21 protein-coding genes are annotated in these 21,809 nt (G+C 72.4%); 9 read left to right on the forward strand and 12 right to left on the reverse strand.

Annotated features, from left to right (window positions below; all coding sequences use genetic code 11):
* Positions 1-44: 44 nt before the first annotated feature.
* The 3 genes from AB0C62_RS01500 to pdhA are packed head-to-tail and all read right to left on the reverse strand — an operon-like array spanning position 45 to position 3,822.
* Entirely contained in the window at positions 45-1,652 is a 1,608-nt protein-coding gene (locus AB0C62_RS01500; RefSeq protein WP_362969054.1) for a dihydrolipoamide acetyltransferase family protein, read from the reverse strand.
* Positions 1,652-2,656 (reverse strand): alpha-ketoacid dehydrogenase subunit beta, encoded by a 1,005-nt coding sequence (locus AB0C62_RS01505; RefSeq protein WP_362969055.1) that lies wholly within the window; start codon positions 2,654-2,656, stop codon positions 1,652-1,654. The genes AB0C62_RS01500 and AB0C62_RS01505 overlap by 1 nt, the downstream gene beginning before the upstream one ends.
* Entirely contained in the window at positions 2,653-3,822 is a 1,170-nt protein-coding gene (pdhA, locus tag AB0C62_RS01510; RefSeq protein WP_362969056.1) for a pyruvate dehydrogenase (acetyl-transferring) E1 component subunit alpha, read from the reverse strand. The genes AB0C62_RS01505 and pdhA overlap by 4 nt, the downstream gene beginning before the upstream one ends.
* A gap of 174 nt (positions 3,823-3,996) precedes the next feature.
* On the opposite strand from pdhA, the gene AB0C62_RS01515 reads away from it, so the two are divergent.
* Positions 3,997-4,497, forward strand: coding sequence for an Lrp/AsnC family transcriptional regulator (locus AB0C62_RS01515; protein ID WP_362969057.1), 501 nt, complete (start codon positions 3,997-3,999; stop codon positions 4,495-4,497).
* Positions 4,498-4,583: 86 nt separating this feature from the next.
* Here the strand turns inward: AB0C62_RS01515 and AB0C62_RS01520 are convergent, their stop codons facing one another.
* Both AB0C62_RS01520 and AB0C62_RS01525 read right to left on the reverse strand, forming a co-directional pair.
* A complete protein-coding gene (locus AB0C62_RS01520; protein ID WP_362969058.1) occupies positions 4,584-5,174 on the reverse strand; it encodes a TetR/AcrR family transcriptional regulator in 591 nt (196 codons plus the stop codon).
* Positions 5,171-6,685: a 3-hydroxyacyl-CoA dehydrogenase gene (locus tag AB0C62_RS01525; RefSeq protein ID WP_362969059.1), complete on the reverse strand. Its 1,515-nt coding sequence runs from the start codon at positions 6,683-6,685 to the stop codon at positions 5,171-5,173. The genes AB0C62_RS01520 and AB0C62_RS01525 overlap by 4 nt, the downstream gene beginning before the upstream one ends.
* A 148-nt stretch (positions 6,686-6,833) precedes the next feature.
* On the opposite strand from AB0C62_RS01525, the gene paaN reads away from it, so the two are divergent.
* Complete coding sequence (gene paaN / locus AB0C62_RS01530; RefSeq protein ID WP_362969060.1) at positions 6,834-8,546, forward strand: phenylacetic acid degradation protein PaaN; 1,713 nt, start codon at positions 6,834-6,836, stop codon at positions 8,544-8,546.
* Between the two features lie 29 nt (positions 8,547-8,575).
* Here paaN and AB0C62_RS01535 read toward each other — a convergent pair whose 3' ends face one another.
* From AB0C62_RS01535 to AB0C62_RS01545, 3 genes are read right to left on the reverse strand one after another with little or no spacing between them, the layout of a single operon-like run.
* Positions 8,576-9,325: a TrmH family RNA methyltransferase gene (locus AB0C62_RS01535; protein WP_362969061.1), complete on the reverse strand. Its 750-nt coding sequence runs from the start codon at positions 9,323-9,325 to the stop codon at positions 8,576-8,578.
* Entirely contained in the window at positions 9,322-10,554 is a 1,233-nt protein-coding gene (locus tag AB0C62_RS01540; protein ID WP_362969062.1) for an HTTM domain-containing protein, read from the reverse strand. The genes AB0C62_RS01535 and AB0C62_RS01540 overlap by 4 nt, the downstream gene beginning before the upstream one ends.
* Positions 10,551-11,471 carry a DUF5819 family protein gene (locus AB0C62_RS01545; RefSeq protein WP_362969063.1) on the reverse strand — a complete coding sequence of 307 codons (921 nt, stop codon included), beginning with the start codon at positions 11,469-11,471 and terminating at the stop codon, positions 10,551-10,553. The genes AB0C62_RS01540 and AB0C62_RS01545 overlap by 4 nt, the downstream gene beginning before the upstream one ends.
* Before the next feature lie 383 nt (positions 11,472-11,854).
* Here AB0C62_RS01545 and paaA point away from each other — a divergent pair, with 383 nt between their 5' ends.
* The 6 genes from paaA (at position 11,855) to AB0C62_RS01575 (ending at position 16,877) form a co-directional block, all read left to right on the forward strand.
* Positions 11,855-12,895 carry a 1,2-phenylacetyl-CoA epoxidase subunit PaaA gene (gene paaA, locus AB0C62_RS01550; protein WP_362969064.1) on the forward strand — a complete coding sequence of 347 codons (1,041 nt, stop codon included), beginning with the start codon at positions 11,855-11,857 and terminating at the stop codon, positions 12,893-12,895.
* Positions 12,892-13,179, forward strand: coding sequence for a 1,2-phenylacetyl-CoA epoxidase subunit PaaB (gene paaB, locus AB0C62_RS01555; RefSeq protein WP_261703692.1), 288 nt, complete (start codon positions 12,892-12,894; stop codon positions 13,177-13,179). The genes paaA and paaB overlap by 4 nt, the downstream gene beginning before the upstream one ends.
* Positions 13,176-13,895: a 1,2-phenylacetyl-CoA epoxidase subunit PaaC gene (paaC, locus tag AB0C62_RS01560; RefSeq protein WP_362969065.1), complete on the forward strand. Its 720-nt coding sequence runs from the start codon at positions 13,176-13,178 to the stop codon at positions 13,893-13,895. Before paaB ends, paaC begins: the two co-directional genes overlap by 4 nt.
* On the forward strand, positions 13,889-14,446 hold the full coding sequence (gene paaD, locus AB0C62_RS01565) for a 1,2-phenylacetyl-CoA epoxidase subunit PaaD (protein WP_362969066.1): 558 nt from the start codon (positions 13,889-13,891) through the stop codon (positions 14,444-14,446). The genes paaC and paaD overlap by 7 nt, the downstream gene beginning before the upstream one ends.
* Positions 14,446-15,510 (forward strand): 2Fe-2S iron-sulfur cluster-binding protein, encoded by a 1,065-nt coding sequence (locus tag AB0C62_RS01570; RefSeq protein ID WP_362969067.1) that lies wholly within the window; start codon positions 14,446-14,448, stop codon positions 15,508-15,510. Before paaD ends, AB0C62_RS01570 begins: the two co-directional genes overlap by 1 nt.
* Before the next feature lie 233 nt (positions 15,511-15,743).
* Complete coding sequence (locus AB0C62_RS01575; RefSeq protein WP_362969068.1) at positions 15,744-16,877, forward strand: acyl-CoA dehydrogenase family protein; 1,134 nt, start codon at positions 15,744-15,746, stop codon at positions 16,875-16,877.
* A 163-nt stretch (positions 16,878-17,040) separates the two neighbouring features.
* On the opposite strand, the gene AB0C62_RS01580 is transcribed toward AB0C62_RS01575, so the two are convergent.
* From AB0C62_RS01580 to AB0C62_RS01595, 4 genes are all read right to left on the reverse strand, one after another.
* Positions 17,041-17,388, reverse strand: coding sequence for a rhodanese-like domain-containing protein (locus tag AB0C62_RS01580; RefSeq protein WP_362969069.1), 348 nt, complete (start codon positions 17,386-17,388; stop codon positions 17,041-17,043).
* Positions 17,389-17,450: 62 nt separating this feature from the next.
* Complete coding sequence (locus tag AB0C62_RS01585; RefSeq protein ID WP_362969070.1) at positions 17,451-18,488, reverse strand: hypothetical protein; 1,038 nt, start codon at positions 18,486-18,488, stop codon at positions 17,451-17,453.
* 150 nt (positions 18,489-18,638) lie between these two features.
* Positions 18,639-20,261: a DUF2252 family protein gene (locus AB0C62_RS01590; RefSeq protein ID WP_362969071.1), complete on the reverse strand. Its 1,623-nt coding sequence runs from the start codon at positions 20,259-20,261 to the stop codon at positions 18,639-18,641.
* Positions 20,262-20,433: 172 nt separating this feature from the next.
* Complete coding sequence (locus AB0C62_RS01595; RefSeq protein WP_362969072.1) at positions 20,434-20,805, reverse strand: helix-turn-helix domain-containing protein; 372 nt, start codon at positions 20,803-20,805, stop codon at positions 20,434-20,436.
* A 267-nt stretch (positions 20,806-21,072) separates the two neighbouring features.
* Between AB0C62_RS01595 and AB0C62_RS01600 the strand changes: the two genes are divergently transcribed.
* A complete protein-coding gene (locus AB0C62_RS01600) occupies positions 21,073-21,726 on the forward strand; it encodes an NAD(P)H-dependent oxidoreductase (RefSeq protein ID WP_362969073.1) in 654 nt (217 codons plus the stop codon).
* Positions 21,727-21,809: the final 83 nt, after the last annotated feature.

Raw genomic sequence — 21,809 nt, forward strand, 5'->3', positions numbered from 1 at the left:
CCCCCGTACACGGCATGTGGACGGGCAGGACCGGCCCGGCGGTGCTACAGCGTGCGCAGCAGCACCGCCGGCTGTTCCACGCAGTCCGCCACATACCGCAGGAAGCCGCCCGCCGTACCGCCGTCGCACACCCGGTGGTCGAAGGTCAACGAGAGCTGGACGACCTGACGCACCGCCAACTCGCCCTGGTGCACCCAGGGCTTCGGGATGATCCGGCCGACGCCGAGCATGGCCGCCTCGGGGTGGTTGATGATCGGTGTGGAGCCATCGACGCCGAACACCCCGTAGTTGTTCAGGGTGAAGGTGCCGCCGGTGAGGTCCGCGGGCGTCAGCGAGCCGGTGCGGGCCGCCTCGGTCAGCCGGGCGAACTCGGCGCTGAGTCCCTCGGTGTCCCGCCCGTCCGCGTCCCGCACGACCGGGACCACGAGCCCCCGGTCGGTCTGGGCCGCGAACCCCAGGTGCACCCGGTCGAGCCGGACGATCTCACGGGCTTCCAGGTCGACCGTCGAGTTGAGCTCGGGGAACCGGGCCAGCGCGGCGGTGCAGATCCGCGCCAGCAGGGCGAGCAGCGAGATCTTCGCGCCGCCCGCCGCGTTCATCGCCGTACGGGCCCGCATCAGCTCCGTCGCGTCGGCGTCCACCCAGCAGGTCGCGTCGGGGATCTCCCGTCGGCTGCGGGAGAGCTTGTCGGCGACGGCTCCGCGCACGCCCCGCAGAGGAACCCGGACTCCGTTCGGAGCGGTGCCCCGGGAGACGCCGGACGCGCCGGGCACGACCGCCGTGATGTCCGCGTACGAGGACGCGCCGTCCCGTGCGGGGTCCTGCGAGGGCGTGCCGGTGAACGCGTCCGGGCCGGAGCCGCTCGCCGGGACGCCGAGCGACTCCATGACGGAGGAGGGACGCATCCGGCCGCCCGCCGCCGCGCGCAGCGCGTACTCCACGTCGGCCCGCAGGATCAGGCCGTCGGGGCCGGACCCCTCCAACTCCCGCAGGTCCACGCCGTTCTCCCGGGCGAGCCGGCGCACGAGGGGCGAGATGACCGGCACGGGGCCGTCCCCACGCGCAGCTCCGTTCCGGGAGGTCTGCGTGTCCGCCTCCGCGGCGGACCGGGTCGCACCTGCCTGCTCACGCGAACCGGCCACCGCGCCCGGAGCCGCCGGGACGGCGGCACCGGTCTGGGGCGCCGCGCCCCCGCGCACCGGTGCGCCGGCCGGGGACGGAGCGCCCGCCGGGCCGTGGCCGCCGGCGGCCGGGCCGCCCGGGGCGCGCTGCCCGCCGGCCGCGGGACCGCCCGAGGGCCGAACCCTGCGGCGCCGCGCCGGGGGCGCTCCCGTGCCGTAGCCCACCAGCACGTTCCCGGAGCCCTCGTCGTCCTGGGGGTCCTGCTCGTCCTCGCCGGAGGACGGAGTACCGACGGCGACGGTCAGCAGTGGTGCGCCGACCGGCAGTTCCGTGCCCTCCTCGCCGAAGCGGGCGGTGACCACACCGCCGTAGGGGCAGGGCACCTCGACCATCGCCTTGGCCGTCTCGACCTCGACGACGGGCTGGTCGACGGCGACGACGTCGCCGATCTCCACCAGCCAACGGACGATCTCCGCCTCGGTGAGCCCCTCCCCGAGGTCGGGGAGCTTGAACTCCAGCACCTGCGCCATCAGTTCACCGCCTCCCACTGCAGACGCCCCACGGCGTCCAGGATCCGGTCGACACCGGGCAGGTGGTGCCGCTCCAGCATGGGCGGCGGGTACGGGATGTCGAATCCCGCGACGCGCAGCACCGGCGCCTCCAGGTGGTGGAAGCAGCGCTCCGTGACGCGGGCCGCGATCTCCCCGCCCGGGCCGCCGAAGCCGCCCGACTCGTGCACGACGACCGCGCGTCCGGTCCGCCGGACCGACGCCGCCACCGTCTCGTCGTCGAACGGCACCAGGGAGCGCAGGTCGACGACTTCGAGGTCCCAGCCCTCGGCCCGCGCCGCCTCGGCGGCTTCGAGGCAGACGGGCACGGACGGCCCGTACGTGATGAGGGTGGCGCTCCGGCCGGAGCGCCGCACCACCGCGCGGCCTATCGGTTCAACGGCCGACGGCTCGTCGGGGTTCCAGGAGTCCTTCGACCAGTACAGCCGCTTGGGCTCCAGGAACACCACCGGGTCGTCGGAGGCGATGGCCTCGCGCAGCAGCCCGTAGGCGTCGGAGACGGTCGCCGGTGTGACGACATGGAGACCCGGGGTCGCCATGTAGTACGCCTCGGAGGAGTCGCTGTGGTGCTCGACGCCGCCGATGCCGCCGCCGTAGGGGACGCGGATCGTGATGGGCATCGGCATGGCACCGCGGGTGCGGTTGCGCATCTTCGCCACGTGCGAGACGAGCTGTTCGAACGCCGGATAGGCGAACGCGTCGAACTGCATCTCCACGACCGGGCGCAGGCCGTACATGGCCATGCCGACGGCCGCGCCCAGGATGCCCGCCTCGGCGAGCGGGGTGTCGGTGCAGCGGTCCTCGCCGAACTCCGCGGCGAGCCCGTCGGTGACCCGGAAGACACCGCCGAGGGTGCCGACGTCCTCGCCCATGACGTGGACGGTCGGGTCGGCCGCCATGGAGTCGCGCAGCGCTCGTCCGAGTGCCTGCGCCATGGTCGCCGGCTTGAGGGCAACCGTGGTCATCGCCCGGCTCCTTCCGGGCCGTGCGGGCCCGCTTCGTGCGAACCGTCCGCCTCCGCCTCCAGCTCCGCCCGCAACTGTGCTTCCTGCTCGAGCAGTTGCGGGGTGGGCCGGGCGTACACGTGGGCGAAGAGGTCCATGGGGTCGATCACCGGGTCCTGGTTCATGCGCTCGCGCAGGTCGGCGGCCATCACTTCGGCGTCGTCGCGCACCGCCTTGAGGGCGGCCTCGTCGAGCAGACCGCGCTCGGTCAGTTCGCGTTCGAGGAGGGTGACGGGGTCGTGCTCGCGCCAGGTCTCGACCTCGGAGTCGCCGCGGTAGCGGGTGGCGTCGTCGGCGTTGGTGTGGGCGTCGATGCGGTAGGTGATGGCCTCGACGAGGGTGGGACCGCCGCCCGCGCGCGCGTGGGCGATGGCCTCGCCGAGGACCTGGTGCACGGCCAGCGCGTCGTTGCCGTCGACCAGGCGGCCGGGCATCCCGTAGCCGACGGCCTTGTGGGCCAGCGACGGGGCGGCGGTCTGCTTGGCCAGCGGCACCGAGATGGCGAAGCCGTTGTTCTGCACGAGGAAGACGACCGGGGCCTGCCACACGGCGGCGAAGTTCAGCGCCTCGTGGAAGTCGCCCTCGCTGGTGCCGCCGTCGCCGACCAGGGCCAGCGCGACCACGTCGTCGCCCTTGAGGCGGGCGGCGTGCGCGAGGCCCACGGCGTGCGGGAGCTGGGTCGCGAGGGGGGTGCTGAGGGGCGCCACGCGGTGCTCGCGCGGGTCGTAGCCGGTGTGCCAGTCGCCGCGCAGCAGTGTGAGGGCCTGGACGGGGTCGAGGCCGCGGGCGACGGCGGCGAGGGTGTCGCGGTAGCTCGGGAAGAGCCAGTCGCGGTCCTCCAGGACGAGTGCGGCGGCGACCTCGCAGGCCTCCTGCCCGGTGCTGGAGGGGTACACGGCGAGACGGCCCTGCTTGGTCAGCGCGGTGGCCTGCGTGTTGTAGCGGCGGCCGCGGACCAGCGCCTTGTGCAGACGGCGCAGCAGCTCCGGGTCGGCCTGGGCGGCCGCCTCGGTGCCGAGCACGCGGTGGGGCAGCGCGTCGGGCAGCAGCGGCGCGGGGTCCGTGCGGGGCTGCCAGGCGGGCGGCGGCGTGGGCCGGTAGGCCCCTCGCTGCTCCATGACCGTCATGACGGCACCTCCTCGTGGGAGTGGCTTCAGGCGCGTCACGGGTGTGATGCGCCTCACCTACCGATTGTTCGGTCGTCGGCACATTTTGGCTACAGGCGGCGCCAGGCTGTGGACAAACGGTTCTGCACAGCCTGAGATGGACGCAGTACGTCCATGGTAGGGAGGCGGGGGGACATGGCACCTGAACAAATGGCCGAGCCGCCGGAGCCCGGCCCCGTCGAGCCGCCCGCCCGACCCCTCGACGCGATCGACCGGGACATCCTCCGCATGCTCCAGGCGGACGGCCGCGCGTCGATACGGTCCGTGGCCGAGCGGGTCCACGTGTCCCGTGCCAACGCCTACGCGCGGATCAACCGCCTCATCGAGGACGGTGTGATCCGTGGCTTCGGCGCCCGCGTGGACCATGAACGCGCTGGTCAGGGCACCTCGGCGTACATCACCCTCAAGATCGTGCAGAACTCCTGGCGCACGGTGCGCGAGCAGCTGAGGGTGCTCCCCGGGGCCTCCCACATCGCCCTGGTGGGCGGGGACTTCGATGTCCTGCTCCTGGTGCACACCCCGGACAACCGGGCACTGCGTGAGCTGGTCCTCACCCGCCTCCAGGCCATCCCGGAGGTGCTCAGCAGCAGGACGCTGCTCGTCTTCGAGGAGGAGGACCTGGAACCGGAGAGCTGACCCGACGGCCGCCGTGACCTCACGGCGGATCCCAGGGCCTCACCCGTTCGGGTCGTCGCGTCCCGGACCGGACGGCCGCCGGGTCCTCAGGCCTCCTTCCGGAGCCCTCCGAACACCAGCAGCACCACGGCGTCGGCGACCTCACGCGCGCCCACGCCCCGCGCGTCCGGCCGGTACCACTCCACGAGCGAGTTGATCATTCCGAAGACCAGCCGGGTGGCGAGCCTGACCTCCACGTCGCCGCGAACGTCGCCGTCGGCCGCCGCGGCCTTCAGGAGCTCGGCGACCTGGTGGTCGAACTCGCGACGCCGCTCCAGCGCCCACCGCTCGGTCTCCGTGTTGCCGCGCACCCGCAGCAGCAGCGTCACGTAGGGCAGTTCCGAGGTGAGGACCTCGACCATCCGCCGAACGACGTACTCCAGGCGCTCCACGGCGCGCCCGACGCGCGCGTCCTCCTCGTCCAGGATCCCGAAGAGACCGTCCAGCGCCCGGCTCACGGCGCGGCGCAGCAGTTCCTCCTTGCCCGCGACATGGTGGTAGATCGAGGACTTGGAGATGCCGGCCGCCTTGGAGAGGTGCTCCATGGAGGTGCCGTCGTAGCCGCGGTCGTTGAAGACCTGGACGGCGACGGACAGGAGCGTCTCCGGGGTGTACGTGTCGCGCTTGGCCGTGGTCATGGGGTGCCCTCACGCTTCTCGGTGGCGTACGCGTGACGGTAGAGCGCCAGGGACGGCGCGTAGCGCCCGGAGGGGTCGCGTACGTGCAACTCGTCCAGGACGTCGTACGACCAGTTCGTGCCGAGCCTGCGGCTCCATTCGAAGGGGCCCAGGGGGTAGTTGACGCCGAGACGCATCGCGGTGTCGATGTCCTCCTCGGTGGCGACGCCCTTGGCGACGGCTTCGTGCGCGAGGTCGACGATCCGGGCGACCGTGCGGGCCACGATCATGCCGGGGCAGTCCCCGATGACGCTGACGTCCTTGCCGAGCGCCTGGAAGAGCCCGATGGCCTCGGACAGCGTCAGGGCGGCGGTGTCCTGGGACGCCGACAGGGCGATGCGGGTCGCCTTGCGGTAGTCGAGCGCCAGGTCGAAGTAGACGACGTCGCGGAACTCGACCGAGGTCTGGCCGTCGGCGAGGACGAGCTGCCCGCCGCTGGGCAACACCAGGCGGGTGCCGTGGTCCTCCTCCTCGGCGCGGACCGGGATGCCCGCCTCACGGATGAGGTCGAGGAGGTCGGCGGCGGGTCCCAGGTCCCCCTCGGCGACGACGTACGCGGGCGGCGGGGCCTTCTCCGCGGTGTGCGGCTCGGCGGCCTCGGCCTCGTCGCCGTAGTCGTACCAGCCGTGGCCGGTCTTGCGGCCCAGCCGGCCCGACTCGACGAGCCGCCGTTGGGCGAGCGAGGGCGTGAAGCGCACGTCCTGGAAGAACGACCGCCAGACGGAGTGTGTGACGGACTCGTTGACGTCCTGGCCGATCAGGTCGGTGAGTTCGAAGGCGCCCATCCGGAAGCCGCCGGACTCGCGCAGCACCGCGTCGATGGTGGCGGGGTCGGCGGCCTGCGCCTCGTGGACCGCGAAGGCCTCGGCGTAGAAGGGCCGCGCGATGCGGTTGACGATGAAGCCGGGCGTGTCCGCGCAGGCGACGGGGGTCTTGCCCCAGGCACGGGCCATCTCGTACGCGCGCGTGGCCGACGTGACGTCGGTCGCGAACCCGGAGACGACCTCGACGAGGGGGAGCAGCGGCGCCGGGTTGAAGAAGTGCAGTCCGACCAGACGGCCCGGGTTGCGCAGCGCGCCACCGATGGCCGTGACGGACAACGACGAGGTGTTGGTGGCGAGCAGGCAGTCGTCCCCGACGATGTCCTCGAGGTCGCTGAACAACTGCTGTTTGGCGTCGAGTTGTTCGAGCACCGCCTCGACGACGAGCGTGCAGTCCGCGAGGTCGGTGAGAACGGCGGCGGGATGGAGCCGGGCGCGGGCGGCGTCCCGGTCGGCGCCGGAGAGCCGGTCCTTGGCGACGAGCCGGTCGAGCCGGGCGCCGATCGCCTCGGCCGCCGCCTCGGCACGCCCGGGAGCCGCGTCGTAGAGCCGCACGGGGTGGCCCGCCACCAGCGCGACCTGGGCGATGCCCTGGCCCATGGTGCCGGTTCCGACGACTGCCACGGGGCTGCTGAGGTCGAGTGCTGTCATGTGCGCGATCCTCCCGCACGGCGTTTTCCACAGATGCGGCGGACCCCCTTGTCCCGACCGATCGTTCGGTTACTCTAACCCTGACTGTCCCTTCCTGCCCAGCTCGCGAGCTCGACGAAGAGCTCCTGAGACGAGGAGTTGGTCCCTGATGGCCGCCGAACTCACCGCGCACCAGCTGATCGCCCAGCACCGGCCCACCCTGGACCAGGCGCTGGAAGCGATCCGCACGCGCGCGTACTGGTCCCCGCACCCCGAGCATCCCAAGGCGTACGGCGAGCACGGCAGCCTGGGCATGGCCGAGGGCAAGGCCGCCTTCGACGCCCTGCTGGGCACCCGCCTCGACCTGGGGCAGCCCGGCACGGACGACTGGGTCGGCGGCGAGATCTCGCCGTACGGCATCGAGCTGGGCGTGACCTACCCGCACGCGGACGTCGACACGCTGCTGCCCGCCATGCGCGCCGGGCAGCGCGCCTGGCGGGACGCGGGCGCGGAGATCCGTGCCGTGGTCTGCCTGGAGATCCTCAAGCGGATCAGCGACCGAACCCACGAGTTCGCGCACGCGGTCATGCACACCAGTGGCCAGGCCTTCATGATGGCGTTCCAGGCGGGCGGACCGCACGCACAGGACCGCGGTCTGGAGGCGGTGGCCTACGCGTATGTGGAGCAGGTCCGCACCCCCGACACCGCGGAGTGGACCAAGCCGCAGGGCAAGCGCGACCCGCTCGCGCTGACCAAGGACTTCACGCCCGTCCCGCGCGGCATCGCGCTGGTGATCGGCTGCAACACCTTCCCGACGTGGAACGGCTATCCGGGCCTGTTCGCCTCCCTGGCCACCGGTAACGCGGTCCTGGTGAAGCCCCACCCGCGCGCGGTGCTGCCGCTCGCGCTCACCGTGCAGGTCGCGCGCGAGGTGCTCGCCGAGGCGGGCTTCGACCCGAACCTGGTGGCGCTGGCCGCCGAGCGCCCCGGCGAGGGCATCGCGAAGACGCTGGCCACCCGTCCCGAGATCCGGATCATCGACTACACCGGCTCCACCGCGTTCGGCGACTGGCTGGAGACCAACGCCCGCCAGGCGCAGGTCTACACGGAGAAGGCCGGCGTGAACACGGTGGTCGTGGAGTCGACCGGCGACTACAAGGGGATGCTGTCCAACCTGGCGTTCTCCCTGTCGCTCTACAGCGGCCAGATGTGCACCACCCCGCAGAACCTGCTGATCCCCCGCGACGGCATCCGCACGGACGAGGGCCCCAAGTCGTACGACGAGGTGGTCACCGACCTCGCGAAGTCGGTCGGCGGCCTGCTCGGCGACGACGCCCGGGCGAACGCACTGCTGGGCGCCATCGTGAACCCGGACGTGAAGGCCCGCCTGGAGGCGGCCGCCGGACTGGGTGACGTCGCCCTGCCCTCACGGCAGATCGAGAACCCCGAGTTCCCGGACGCCGTCGTGCGCACCCCCGTGATCGTGAAGCTCGACGGTGCGCGCAAGTACTGGGAGGGCGCCGAGAGCGCCGACGAGGCCGCCTTCATGAGCGAGTGCTTCGGCCCGGTCTCCTTCGCCGTCGCGGTCGACTCGGCGGCGGACGCCGTGGAGTTGCTGCGGCGCACGATCAGGGACAAGGGCGCGATGACCGTCGGCGCGTACACCACCGACGAGGAGGTCGAGCGCGAGGTGCGGGAGGCCTGCCTGGAGGAGTGCGCCCAGCTCTCCCTGAACCTGACGGGCGGGGTGTACGTCAACCAGACGGCGGCGTTCTCGGACTTCCACGGATCGGGCGGGAACGGCGCGGCCAACGCGGCCCTGTGCGACGGCGCGTTCGTCGCGAACCGCTTCCGGGTGGTCGAGGTGCGCCGGGAGGCGTGAGCCGGCCGGAGGCCCGGTGACCGGTGCCCCTAAGCGGGTGCGCCCCCGGTCGCGCTCCAGTGGAACAGCGTCATGGCCACACTGGTCGCGAGGTTGTAGCTGGAGACCTGGGGGCGCATCGGCAGGGCCACCAAGTGGTCGGCCCGGGCGCGCAGTCCGGCGGACAGCCCGCTGCGCTCCGAGCCGAAGGCGAGCACCGCGTCGTCGGGGATCTTCGATCCGCGGATGTCCTCGCCCTCCGGGTCGAGCGCGAACACCGGGCCCGGCGGCAGCTCGTCCACCGTCACCCGTTCCACGGCGGTCGCGAAGTGCAGCCCTGCCCCGCCGCGGACGACCGTGGGGTGCCAGGGGTCCAGCGTGCCCGTGGTGACCACGCCGGTCGCGCCGAATCCCGCCGCCAGCCGGATCACCGCGCCGGCGTTGCCCAGGTTGCGCGGGTCGTCGAGGACGACGACGGGTGCGGTGCGGGGAGTGCGGGTCAGCGCCTCCAGGTTGGCGGCCCGGGACGGACGGACGGCGAGAGCGGCCACCGAGGTGGGGTGCGGACGCGTCACGAGGTTCGTGAACGTCGCCTCCGGGACCTCGGTCAGCAGGCCGTCGAGGGTCGCGCGGACGTCGGGGGCGAGTTCCGCGGCCAGATCCAGCATCGCCCGCCGGTCGGTGGCGACGGCGACCGGGATGTCGGCCCCGAAGCGCACCGCGTGCTTGAGGGCGTGGAAGCCGTCGAGCAGGACGGAATCGTCGGCGAGTCGTCGCCAGACACGTACGGGGTCGTTCATGCGGTGAAGCCTACGTGCGTCGGCTCGGCTCCCTCCGGAACGCCCGGCTCGGGCTCCCGGGGGCCCGGCACCGCACGTCCACCGACGGCGAACAGGCGTCCACGCGTGCGTGCCGTCCATCCGCCGAGGCGGCGCAGGAAGGACGTCGGCAGGAACACCGCGTCCGCGGCGATCATCGCGAGCGAGAAGAACGGCAGGCCGAGGACCACGGCGATCACCGCGTGCTCGGTCATCATCGCCACCAGCAGGACGTTCTTGACCCGCCGGTTGAACAGGGTGAAGGGGAAGGCGACCTGCATGATCACCGTGCCGTAGGTGACCAGCATGACGAGAGTGCCGTGCGCGGACAGCACGCCGGACAGCGCCGACCAGGGCGAGAAGTAGTCGAGGTGCAGCGGGTAGTAGACGGCGGTGCCGTCCTGCCAGCGCGAACCCTGGACCTTGTACCAGCCGGCGGTCGCGTAGATCAGGCACGCCTCCGCCATGATGATCAACAGAGCGGCGTTGTGCACGAGGTTGGCGACGACGTCCAGCAGGACGCGTGGCTCCGCGCTCCGCGCGGACCGGCAGACCGCCCACCACAGACCCTGGACCGCCCACAGACCCCAGAACACCGTGAGCCAGCCGCCGAGCCAGCCGCCTTCGATCCGTCCGGCGCCCGTCGCCGTCGCCAGCAGGACACCGAGCACCGCCCACAGCGCTGGTCCCACCCGGTCGGGCGCCGACCAGTCTCCCCGCGCGCGTGCCTGTCGCGCGAGGCGCTCGCGGCGCGCGTCCAGGGACCACACCCGGCCGCAGCGGGTGAACACCAGATAGATCGCCATCAGGTGGAGGACGTTGTCGCCGCCGTCCCCCATGAAGACGCTGCGGTTCTGCAGGGACAGCACGCCGATCATGAAGAGGACGGACATCGTCCGGGTCCGCCAGCCCGCCAGCAGCAGGACGCCGGACAGGACGGCGAGGGCGTAGACGATCTCGAACCACACCTGGCTGTCGGACCAGAGCAGGGCCGTGAACGCGTGGTTGCTCGCGACGAGCCGCTGCGCGAGATCCCAGCTCCACGGCCCGTCGGGCCCGTACATCTCCTGCCGATTCGGGAACTCGCGCACCAGGAACAGCAGCCAGGTGGCGGCGAAGCCGATGCGGATCACGGCGCTCTGGTACGGCCCGAGGGCCGACTCCGTGACGCGGGCGATGCCGCGCGAGACCGGCGGAGCGAATCGGTTCATCGGGCGCTCGCCTCCGTCAGGCCGCCCGCGCGGTCGGCGGCGGGAACCGTCCACCAGGGCAGTTCCCGTACGACAGGCCGGTCGGACACCTTCTCGTCGCTCCATCCGGGCGGCTGCACGTCGGTCGTGCGGGAGCGGAACTGGACGCGTTCGACGACCGCCCCCGTGCCGCCCGCGCGCTCGCGGTCGAGCCGCAGCACGGCGATACGGCGCAGGTAGCGCTCGGAGAGGTCGCCGCGCAGGCCGGCGGGACGGTTCTCGGCGTCGTGCGTGCCGACGTAGAAGTCCCACGCCCTGCGCAGTTCGTTCTGCTGGGTGTGGCTCGGCAGCGGATTCCCGTCGATGGCGCGGCCGTCGAGCGCCGACAGGTCGTACCAGCCGGTCTCGCGGCTGGTGCCGTCTGGGGACCGGCCCAGGGCGCGGACCTGGACCCCGATGTTCTGCTGGAGCGGGTTGGGCGCGAAGAGCTTCCAGTTCTGCTCGAACTCGGGGTAGATCCACTCGTCGATCGCGCGGCCGTGCTCCTTGGTCACCGTGTTCGAGGGCGCGACGTGCAGGAACACCATGCCGAGGTGCACACAGGAGGCGACGGCGACCACCGCGAGGGCGAAGGCGGCGGCGACCTGATAGCGGAGGGAGAGCGCCGCGAGGCCCGCGGGCCCCGGCCCGTCGTCCGGTTGCGCATCCGGAGGAGTGTTCTCCGACCGCGGAGCGTTCTGCGGACGATTCCGGGGAACCGGCTCGTCGGACCCGGCGTCGTCCGCCGCCGACAGATCGGGGAAGGGCATCGCGTCGCGGCCGGGCGCTCCCCGGTCGGGCACGGCACCACCGGGCGGGTCGTCGCCCGAGGAGGAACGGCGGGAACCGGGGATGGTGGGATCGGTCGCCCCGCTGTCGGACGGATCGTCGTCGGGCACGGACGGTTCGGGGCCCGGGTGATCGAGACCCGCATGACCAGGGCCCACTCGATCGGGCATCGCGCGATCGGGCGCGGCCGGGCCGGGCCCGGTCGTGGAGCCCTCGTCGTTCGCGTCCATTCCGCCCCGATTCACGATCCCGAATCCGACTGCCGGCCGCCGGGCCGCGGGCGCCGGACCGCCACGTCGCGCCTCACCACGGCGTTTCGCAAGCGAACCGTACTCAGCACCGGCCGCCCGGCACAGCCCCGTGCGTCACAACGGTCACGCGGACGCCCACGAGGTCATCCACAGCGGTTGACACCTTACGGCGCGCGACCGACCATTGTTGCGAGCGAACCGAACGATCGGTCGGTCGGGAACGAGAGGTCGAGGGGGACCGCATGGCGACAGCAGCAGCGCACCACACGGCCCGCACACAGGCGGACGAAGCCGCCGAGGAGGCGGCCCGCACAGCGGCGTACGAGGCGGTCTTCGACGCCGCGGTGGCGGCGGACGACCGCATCGAGCCCCGCGACTGGATGCCCGACGCCTATCGGTCGACGCTGGTCCGCCAGATCGCGCAGCACGCCCACTCCGAGATCATCGGCATGCAGCCCGAGGCCAACTGGATCACGCGCGCGCCCTCGCTGCGCCGCAAGGCGATCCTGATGGCGAAGGTCCAGGACGAGGCGGGCCACGGCCTGTATCTGTACAGCGCGGCGGAGACCCTCGGCACGAGCCGCGAGGAGTTGCTGGACAAGCTCCACTCCGGCCGCCAGAAGTACTCGTCGATCTTCAACTACCCGACGCTGACCTGGGCCGACGTCGGCGCCGTCGGCTGGCTGGTGGACGGCGCCGCGATCACCAACCAGGTCCCCCTGTGCCGCTGCTCCTACGGCCCGTACGCGCGCGCCATGGTCCGCGTGTGCAAGGAGGAGTCCTTCCACCAGCGCCAGGGGTACGAGCTGCTGCTGGCCCTCAGCCGGGGCACCGTCGAGCAGCACGCGATGGCGCAGGACGCGGTGGACCGCTGGTGGTGGCCCTCCCTGATGATGTTCGGCCCGCCCGACGACGAGTCCTCGCACTCCGCGCAGTCGATGGCCTGGAAGATCAAGCGCCACTCGAACGACGAGCTGCGCCAGCGTTTTGTCGACATCTGCGTGCCGCAGGCCGCGTCCCTCGGCCTGACCCTGCCCGACCCGGACCTCGTCTGGAACGAGGAGCGCGGACAGCACGACTTCGGCGCCATCGACTGGACCGAGTTCCGCGAGGTCCTCAAGGGCAACGGCCCCTGCAACGAACAGCGGATCTCCCAGCGCCGGGCGGCCCACGAGGAGGGCGCCTGGGTCCGGGAGGCGGCCGCAGTCTACGCGAAGAAGCACACGAGCGGAACCGGCGGCGCCGCGAGCACGGCCGGCGAGACAGGAGCGACCCGAGCATGACGAACACCGACTGGCCCCTGTGGGAAGTCTTCGTGCGCTCGCGCCGCGGACTCTCGCACACGCACGCCGGCAGCCTGCACGCGCCGGACGCCGAGATGGCGCTGCGCAACGCACGCGATCTGTACACGCGCCGCGGAGAGGGCGTGTCGATCTGGGTCGTCCCCTCCGCCGCCGTCACGGCCTCCTCGCCCGACGAGAAGGACCCGTTCTTCGAGCCGTCGGCGGACAAGCCCTACCGCCACCCGACGTTCTACGAGATCCCGGAAGGGGTGAAGCACCTGTGACGACCACCGTGAACACCACGGCCGCCCTGGCTCTCGGCGACGACGCCCTGGTGCTCTCGCACCGCCTGGGGGAGTGGGCGGGACACGCGCCCGTCCTCGAAGAGGAAGTCGCCCTGGCCAACATCGCGCTGGACCTGCTCGGCCAGGCCCGGGTGCTGCTGTCCCTCGCCGGCGACGAGGACGAGCTGGCGTACCTCCGCGAGGAGCGCGCCTTCCGCAACCTCCAGCTGGTCGAGCAGCCGAACGGCGACTTCGCCCACACGATCGCCCGCCAGCTCTACTTCTCCACCTACCAGCGGCTCCTCTACGCCCAGCTGGCCTCCGGGGACGGTGAGTTCGCGCCCCTCGCCGCGAAGGCGGTCAAGGAGGTCGCCTACCACCAGGACCACGCCGAGCAGTGGACGCTGCGCCTCGGCGACGGCACGGACGCCAGCCATGAGCGGATGGACCGGGCCTGCCGGGCGCTGTGGCGGTTCACCGGCGAGATGTTCCAGCCCGTCGAGGGCGTCGACGTCGACGGGGAGGCCCTGCGGGCCGCCTGGCTTGAGTCCGTGACGGACGTCCTGCGCCGCGCCACCCTGTCCGTCCCCGACGGACCGCAGTCCGGAGCCTGGACCGCGGGCGCCGGACGCCAGGGGATGCACACCGAGTCCTTCGGGCGGATGCTCGCCGAGATGCAGCACCTGCACCGCAGCCACCCGGGGGCGTCATGGTGACGGCCACCGCCCTGGAGGAGGAGCTGCGCCGACTGGCCGGCTCCGTGCTCGACCCCGAGCTGCCCGTCCTCACGCTCGACGAGCTGGGCGTGGTCCGCGCGGTGCACGTTCACGGCACGGACTCGGTCGAGGTCGAGCTGACACCGACGTACACCGGCTGTCCGGCCGTCGAGGCCATGTCGACCGACATCGAGCGGGTGCTGCACGAGCGCGGGATACGGGACGTGTCCGTGCGCACCGTGCTCAGCCCTGCCTGGTCCACCGACGACATCTCCGACGAAGGGCGCCGCAAGCTGCGGGAGTTCGGGATCGCGCCGCCCCGCGGCGGCCGCCCCGCAGGACCCGTGACGCTCTCCCTGGGCGCGACGCGCACCGTCACCGACGCCGCGGCGGGAGCCGAAGTACCGGAGCCGGAGCTGGAGCCCATCCTCTGCCCGACCTGCGGATCGGCCGGCACCGAGCTGCTCAGCCGTTTCTCCTCCACCGCGTGCAAGGCGCTGCGCCGCTGCCTGTCGTGCCGCGAACCGTTCGACCACTTCAAGGAGTTGTGATGGCCCGCTTCCACCCGCTCCCGGTGGCCGCGGTCGACCGGATCACCGACGACGCCGTGGCCCTGACCTTCGCGGTGCCGGCCGACCTGCGCGAGGAGTTCCGGCACGCGGCCGGCCAGCATCTCGCCCTGCGCCGCACGATCGACGGTGCGGAGATCCGGCGCACCTACTCGATCTGCTCCCCGGCGCCCGCGCCCGGCGGCGAGGCACCGCGCACCCTGCGGGTCGGCGTGCGCCTGGTCGACGGCGGGGTGTTCTCGACCCACGCACTCAAGGAGATCGCCGTCGGGGACGAGGTCGAGGTGATGACTCCGGCGGGACGCTTCACGCTGGAGCCGTCGGCCGGCCTGTACGCGGCGGTGGTGGGCGGCAGCGGGATCACCCCGGTGCTGTCGATCGTCTCGACCCTCCTCGCCCACCGCCCGGACGCCAGGTTCTGCCTGATCCGCAGCGACCGGACCTCGGCGTCGACGATGTTCCTGGAGGAGGTCGCCGACCTCAAGGACCGCTATCCCCAGCGGTTCCAGCTCGTGACGGTCCTCTCCCGGGAGGAGCAGCAGGCCGGACTCCCGTCCGGACGGCTCGACCAGGAGCGGCTCACCCACCTGCTCCCCGCGATGCTCCCCGTGGACCAGGTCGCGGGATGGTTCCTGTGCGGGCCCATGGGTCTCGTGGAGGGCGCCGAGCAGGCACTGCGCGGCCTGGGGGTGTCCCGGGGGCGGATCCACCAGGAGATCTTCCACGTGGACGCGGGCACGGCGACCGTCTCGGTCATCCCGGCACCCGCGCACAGCACGGTGACGGCGCGGCTCGACGGACGCGGCGGCACGTGGCCCGTCCAGGACGGTGAGTCCCTGCTGGACACCGTGCTGCGCAACCGGCCGGACGCGCCCTACGCCTGCAAGGGCGGCGTGTGCGGCACCTGCCGCGCCTTCCTGGTCTCGGGCGAGGTGCGGATGGACCGTAACTTCGCGCTGGAACCGGAGGAGACGGAGGCCGGCTACGTCCTGGCCTGCCAGTCCCATCCGTCCACGGAACAGGTGGAGTTGGACTTCGATCGCTGAGCCCGTGGGGGCCGGCCCTCGGGGCGGCCTCGTCGGTGACGGCGACTCCTCTGGCGGGTGATCGCCACCGTGACGCGACCGCAGGCGATCGGTGGCCGGCGATCACCGGCCACCGGCAAGCCGTGTCCGCCCCGCGACCGTTCCCTTCTCATAGAACCTGTTCTATCTTGACGCTCCGTCAGATCAGGCGTCCTGTCTGGTCGGTGGTCCGGCGCGTGCGGGAGGACGGGATCGTGGACTTCACCTTCACCGAGGAGCAGCAGGCGGCGGTCGAGGCGGCGAAGGCGGTGTTCGCCGGGGTCGTTCCGGACGGAGTCCCCAGTCCGGCCCTCACCGCGGGCGCCGTCGCCGCGGACTTCGACCGTCAGTTGTGGGCGAAGCTCGCCGACGCGGACCTGCTGAGTCTGCTGCTCGACGAGGAGTACGGCGGGGCGGGCCTCGACGCGGTCGCCCTGTGCCTGGTGCTGCGGGAGTCCGCGAAGGTGCTGGCGCGTGTTCCGCTGCTGGAGTGCGGCGCGGCGGCCCTGGCCGTACAGCGGTACGGCGGGCCGGAGTCGAAGGCCGATCTGCTCGCGCGGGCGGGCCGGGGCGAGCTCGTACTGACGGTCGCCGCCAGTGGCAGGACCGGTCACGAACCGGCCGAACGGGCCGTGACCGCGCGGCGGGACGGGGACACCTGGGTGCTGGACGGCACCCAGACGACCGTCCCCTGGGCCTACGGCGCCGACGTCGTCGTCGTTCCCGCGCACACCGACACCGACCGGACCCTCCTCGCCCTGGTCCCCCGTGACCTCGAAGGGGCGGCACTCGCCGAGCAGATCTCCACGACCGGCGAGCGGCTCGGCCAACTACGCCTGGAATCCGCACGGATCGCCGCACGGGATGTCATCGACGCGGAGGGCGCCTGGGAGTGGCTGCGCGACCTGCTGGCCACCGGAACCTGTGCCCAGGCGCTGGGCCTCGGCGAAGCGGTGCTCCGGATGACGAGTGAATACACCGGCAAGCGGGAGCAGTTCGGGTTCCCGGTCGCCACGTTCCAGGCGGTCGCCATGCAGGCCGCCGACCGCTACATCGACCTGCGGGCGATGGAGGCCACCCTCTGGCAGGCCGCCTGGCGGATCAGCACGGGGGCCGGCGGCGCGCTTCCGGCTTACGGTGACGTGGCCGTCGCCAAGATCTGGGCGTCCGAGGGTGTCCGCAGGGTCGTGCAGACCGCCCAGCACCTGCACGGCGGATTCGGCGCCGACACCGACTACTCCCTGCACCGCTATCACGCCTGGGCCAAGCATCTGGAACTGTCCCTGGGCCCGGCGGCCGCCCACGAGGAAGCCCTGGGCGATCTGCTGGCGGCGCATCCACTGGGCTGACGGCCGAGCAGTCACCGAACTGACGCCCACATCCGCCAAGCGACGGCACACGACCTCGGCGGGGGAACCGGTTCCCGTGCTGCAGCACGGGGCTTGCCGCCCACGGCCGCAGCACGGAACCGGGAACCCCAGTCCCGCAGACAGCCACGACTGCCGATGGCGGCTACAGCACGAAGCCGGACTCGCCCTTGTCGTTCACCACGGGGCGGCCGGTGGCCTCCCAGCTGTGCATGCCGCCGTCGACGTTCACCGCGTCGAGGCCCTGCTGAACCAGGTACTGCGTGACCTGGGCCGACCGTCCGCCGGAGCGGCAGATCACGTTGACCCGGCCGTCCTGCGGCGCCGCCTCGGTCAACTCGCCGTACCGGGCCACGAATTCACTCATGGGGATGTGCAGCGCCCCCTCGGCATGACCTGCCTCCCACTCGTCGTCCTCCCGGACGTCCAGCAGGAAGTCGTCGACGGTGAGATTGTCGACCCCGACGGTGGGAACACCAGCTCCGAAACTCATGTCTCCGACGCTACCCGACCGCGCCGACGGCACGGCCGCGGGAGCCTCGCCGGGCCGGAGAATCAGGGAGCCTGGGCGATCAGCTCCGCCAGCTCGGCCTCGCGCTCGCCGACCTGCGTCAGCAGTTGTTCGGCGATCTCCTCGAGCAGCCGGTCCGGGTCCTCCGGAGCCAGCTTGAGCATGGCGCCGATGGCGCTCTCCTCCAGCTCGCGCGCGACGAAGGTGAGCATCTCCTTGCGCTGGGCGAGCCATTCGAGGCGTGCGTAGAGCTCCTCGCTGCGGCTGGGCTTCCACTCCTGGGGCGCGGGTCCGGCGGCCCACTCCTCGGCCAGCTCCCGCAGCAGCTTCTCGTCCCCCCGCGCGTACGCGGCGTTCACGCGGGCGATGAACTCGTCCCGGCGCTTGCGCTCGTCCTCGTCCTGCGCGAGGTCGGGGTGCGCCTTGCGGACCAGCTCACGGAAGAACTTGCGGGCCTCCTCGCTGGGGCGCACCCGCTGCGGGGGCCGCACGGGCTGCTCCGTGAGCATGGCGACAGCCTCGGGGAACAGACCGTCCGAGTCCATCCAGCCGTGCAACAGCTCCTCGACGCCGGGCATGGGCATGACCCGCGCCCGGGCCTCCTGCGCCTTGCGCAGGTCCTCCGCGTCGCCGGTCCTGGCGGCGCGCGCCTCGGCGATGTCGGCGTCCAGTTCGTCGAGGCGCGAGTACATCGGGCCGAGCTTCTGGTGGTGCAGCCGGGAGAAGTTGTCGACCTCGACGCGGAAGGTCTCGACGGCGATCTCGAACTCGATCAGCGCCTGCTCGGCGGCCCGCACGGCCCGTTCGAGCCGCGCCTCGGGCCGAGCGTCCTCGCTCGGGACCTCGGCCGCCGCGTCGCTCCCGGCGCCGGCCTCATCATCGGTCCCGCTCGCGGCGGAGTTCCCGGCAGCCGGGGAGGCCTCGGTACCCTGCGTGGCCTGGGCGTCCGAGAGACCGCCGCCCTCGCCGGGGGAGGCCTGGGGCGTCTCGCCCGCCGAAGCGCCGGTCGGAGCACCGGACTGTTCCCGGGCCCCCTCGATGGTGGGCTCGGACTGGCTCTGATCGGCTTCCGGGGTCGTCACCCGACCAGCGTAGGCCACGCTCCCCCGCGGCTCACGGTCTTCCCCACCTCTCCACCCACCTGACCGGCCACAACGGCCCCAAAGACCCCAACCGCCCCGATCATCCCGACGGCGTCACCCGCCACCGGGACCGCCGACGCGTCCGTCGGGTCAGACGCCCGGTTCGGAGGCGATCCGGCCGGTCCTGATGGCCTCCACCAGAGCCGCGTGGTCCGCCTCCGTACGGTCCGCGTAGGCGACGGCGAAGGAGGCGACGGCCTCGTCCAGCCCCTCCCTCTTTCCGCAGTAGCCGGAGATGAGACGCGGATCGACGCTGTGGCTGTGAGCGCGAGCCAGGAGGGCGCCGGTCATGCGGCCGTAGTCGTCCATTTGATCCGCGGCGAGGGCGGCGGGGTCCACGCTGCCCTTGCGGTTACGGAACTGGCGCACCTGGAAGGGAAGACCGTCGACCGAGGTCCAGCCGAGCAGGATGTCGCTGACCACCTGCATCCGCTTCTGGCCGAGGACGACCCGGCGGCCCTCGTGCGCCACCTCGGGCATCCGGTGCCCGGCCGTCGCCAGGTGCGGCAGCAGCGCCGAGGCACGGGCCTCCTTCACCTGGAGGACGAGCGCCTCACCGCGGTGGTCGAGCAGCAGCACGACGTACGAGCGGGTGCCGACACTGCCCGTACCCACGACGCGGAAGGCGACGTCGTGCACGGCGTAGCGCGCGAGCAGGGGGAGGCGGTCCTCCGAGAGCGTCGTCAGATAGTGCTCCAGGGACGCGGCGACAGCGGCCGCCTCCGCGTCGGGCACCCGGCGCAGCACGGGCGGCGCGTCGACGAACCGGCGCCCGCCACCCTCCACGGCCTCCGTCGACCGGGCGGCGAACCGCCCGCTGGTGTTGGCCCGCGCCTTCTCGGAGACCCGCTCCAGGGTGCCGAGCAGATCGTGGGCGTCGGCGTGGGAGACGAGTTCCTCGTCGGCGATGGCGTTCCAGGCGTTCAGCACCGGCAACTTGGCCAGCAGGCGCATGGTGCGGCGGTACGCCCCCACGGTGTCGTACGCGGCGGCACGGCAGGTGTCCTCGTCCGCCCCCGCCTCCCGGCCGGCCAGCACGAGGGAGGTGGCGAGCCGCTTGAGATCCCACTCCCAGGGGCCGTACACCGTCTCGTCGAAGTCGTTCAGGTCGATGACCAGGCCGCCGCGCGCGTCGCCGTACAGGCCGAAGTTCGCCGCGTGGGCGTCACCGCAGATCTGGGCGCTGATGCCGGTCATGGGGGTGCGGGCGAGGTCGTAGGCCATGAGGCCGGCGGAACCGCGCAGGAAGGCGAAGGGGGTGGCGGCCATCCTGCCGACCCGTATCGGGGTGAGATCGGAGAGCCGGCCGCGGTTGGACTCCTCGACCGCGGACACGGCGTCGGGCCGGTCGGCATCCGACGTCAGCTCGGCGTGCGCGGCGTGCGGCACGCGCCCGCGCAGGGCCTTCCCCTCCGCCTTGGGCGACCCCTGTACCGGCCAGGCGGCGAAGCCCGGGACGCCGAATCCCCGGCCCCCGAAGCCCTCCGCAGCCGATCGGCGCTCGGACAGGGACACCACCTTGGGCAGCGGCGCACTCTCGATCGGGGAGAGTCCGTCCGGACGCTCCCCCGGCTCCGCCCCGGGGACGGGGCGCTCCGCCCGGCCACCGCCGCCCTGCCGGTCGAACCCCGTCGCTCGGACGACCTCGGGCCGCCCGTCCGGCGCGGCCGCGACCGCCTGCTGCTCCGCCCCCGCTGAACCGACCTCGGCCATGACGACCGCCTCCCCCGCACACGAACATCAACTCGTGCCGACCGTACAGCCGGTCGCGAAAACGCGTCAGGCCCTGTGGACAACTCTCGGCCGCCACCCGGCCCGACCCGCCCTCGGGCCGGCCGATCGCCCGCACCGGGTTCGGGAGACGTCGGTCACGCCCCGCCCCGGCCTACTTCCGCAGCTCTCCCGGGCACGGCCCGCTCCCCGGCAGATACATCTCCGCCCAGGCGCCCAGTTCCTTGAGCGCGGGCTCCAGTGCCGCTCCGGCCTCCGTCAGGCGGTACGCAACCCGCAGCGGAGGCCCCTCGTTGACCTCGCGCACGACCAGGCCGGCCACAGCCAGCTCGGTGAGCCGGTCGGAGAGCATCCGCTCGCTGATTCCGGGGATCGCTCTGCGCAACTCGGCGAAGTGGACGGGATGTTGCATCAGAACCGCGACGACCAGGCCCGTCCAGCGCTTTCCGAGCAGCGTGAAGACACGGGTCATGCCGTCGTCGACCTTCTGGCACGGCCCCGCGTCGTGGCTTCCCGGTTCTGCCATGCCTCCAGAGTACTGCGTCCACACAAGGGGATGAAAAAAAGTAAGTAGCTGTGTTATCTCTAGTTAGGTACGAATGAGAAGCCCTCCAGGGCTTCGCGTCGCCGTCCGTGCGCCGCCCTGCCCTGGGTCCGTTTCCGAAGCCCTGCCCGGGCCCGCCCTCACCAGGTCGACCGGACTCGGCACCAAGAGCCCGCCAGGGCTCCGCCCCACGGCCCTCCCCGGGCCTGCGGGCTCCATCGGTTCACCCCGCTCTTCTTGGAGATCCCCATGGCCACCCTCCTCCTCATCGACTCGTCCGTTTTCCCGGGCAGCGCCTCCGCCTCGCGTGCCGTGACGGACGCCTTCCGCACCGCCTGGCAGGAGCAGCACCCCGACGGCACGGTCATCTACCGCGACCTCGCCGCCGAGCCCGTGCCGCACATCACCGCCGAGGCCCACACCGCCGGGTTCGCCACCCCGGACACCCACAGCCCCGAGCAGGCCGAGGCCTTCGCCGCGCGCGTGAAGCTCATCGAGGAGATGGAGCGCGCGGACGCGATCCTGATCGGCGCCCCGATGTACAACTTCTCCATCCCCTCGACCCTCAAGGCGTGGCTCGACAACGTGGTGCTGATCGGCCGCACGGCCATGGCCGAGGACTCGAAGATCAAGGGCACCCCGGTGACCGTGGTCGCGAGCCGCGGCGGCTCGTACGCGCCGGGCACCCCGCGCGCGGGCTTCGAGTACGTGCAGAACTACCTGGAGGCGGTGCTGCGCGACATGCTCGAGCTGGACCTCGACTTCATCGTCCCGGAGCTCACCATGGCGCCGAGCAACCCGGCGATGTCCGAGCTGGTCCCCCTCTTCGAGGCGTCCCGCGACAAGGCCCTCCAGGACGCGGCCGCCAAGGCGAAGGACGTCGCGCAGCGCCTCGCCGCGTAACCCCGCGGCCGGGACAGCCGACCGTCGGCATCCCTCCGCCCCCTCGTCGGCGACGACACCGAGCCCCGCAGGGCAGCCCTCCT

This window comes from Streptomyces sp. NPDC048643 (assembly GCF_040650615.1).
In the GTDB taxonomy this organism is placed as follows: Bacteria; Actinomycetota; Actinomycetes; order Streptomycetales; family Streptomycetaceae; genus Streptomyces.

Bases quoted from the DNA above. Each gene is read 5' to 3' on its own strand.
- AB0C62_RS01600 (WP_362969073.1), top strand. From the start codon at position 21,073: ATGGCCACCCTCCTCCTCATCGACTCGTCCGTTTTCCCGGGCAGCGCC.
- paaA (WP_362969064.1), top strand. From the start codon at position 11,855: ATGGCGACAGCAGCAGCGCACCACACGGCCCGCACACAGGCGGACGAA.
- paaB (WP_261703692.1), top strand. From the start codon at position 12,892: ATGACGAACACCGACTGGCCCCTGTGGGAAGTCTTCGTGCGCTCGCGC.
- AB0C62_RS01500 (WP_362969054.1), bottom strand. From the start codon at position 1,652: ATGGCGCAGGTGCTGGAGTTCAAGCTCCCCGACCTCGGGGAGGGGCTC.
- AB0C62_RS01580 (WP_362969069.1), bottom strand. From the start codon at position 17,388: ATGAGTTTCGGAGCTGGTGTTCCCACCGTCGGGGTCGACAATCTCACC.
- AB0C62_RS01570 (WP_362969067.1), top strand. From the start codon at position 14,446: ATGGCCCGCTTCCACCCGCTCCCGGTGGCCGCGGTCGACCGGATCACC.
- paaN (WP_362969060.1), top strand. From the start codon at position 6,834: ATGGCCGCCGAACTCACCGCGCACCAGCTGATCGCCCAGCACCGGCCC.
- AB0C62_RS01540 (WP_362969062.1), bottom strand. From the start codon at position 10,554: ATGAACCGATTCGCTCCGCCGGTCTCGCGCGGCATCGCCCGCGTCACG.
- AB0C62_RS01595 (WP_362969072.1), bottom strand. From the start codon at position 20,805: ATGGCAGAACCGGGAAGCCACGACGCGGGGCCGTGCCAGAAGGTCGAC.
- AB0C62_RS01515 (WP_362969057.1), top strand. From the start codon at position 3,997: ATGGCACCTGAACAAATGGCCGAGCCGCCGGAGCCCGGCCCCGTCGAG.
- AB0C62_RS01535 (WP_362969061.1), bottom strand. From the start codon at position 9,325: ATGAACGACCCCGTACGTGTCTGGCGACGACTCGCCGACGATTCCGTC.
- paaD (WP_362969066.1), top strand. From the start codon at position 13,889: ATGGTGACGGCCACCGCCCTGGAGGAGGAGCTGCGCCGACTGGCCGGC.
- AB0C62_RS01520 (WP_362969058.1), bottom strand. From the start codon at position 5,174: ATGACCACGGCCAAGCGCGACACGTACACCCCGGAGACGCTCCTGTCC.
- pdhA (WP_362969056.1), bottom strand. From the start codon at position 3,822: ATGACGGTCATGGAGCAGCGAGGGGCCTACCGGCCCACGCCGCCGCCC.
- AB0C62_RS01505 (WP_362969055.1), bottom strand. From the start codon at position 2,656: ATGACCACGGTTGCCCTCAAGCCGGCGACCATGGCGCAGGCACTCGGA.
- AB0C62_RS01590 (WP_362969071.1), bottom strand. From the start codon at position 20,261: ATGGCCGAGGTCGGTTCAGCGGGGGCGGAGCAGCAGGCGGTCGCGGCC.
- AB0C62_RS01525 (WP_362969059.1), bottom strand. From the start codon at position 6,685: ATGACAGCACTCGACCTCAGCAGCCCCGTGGCAGTCGTCGGAACCGGC.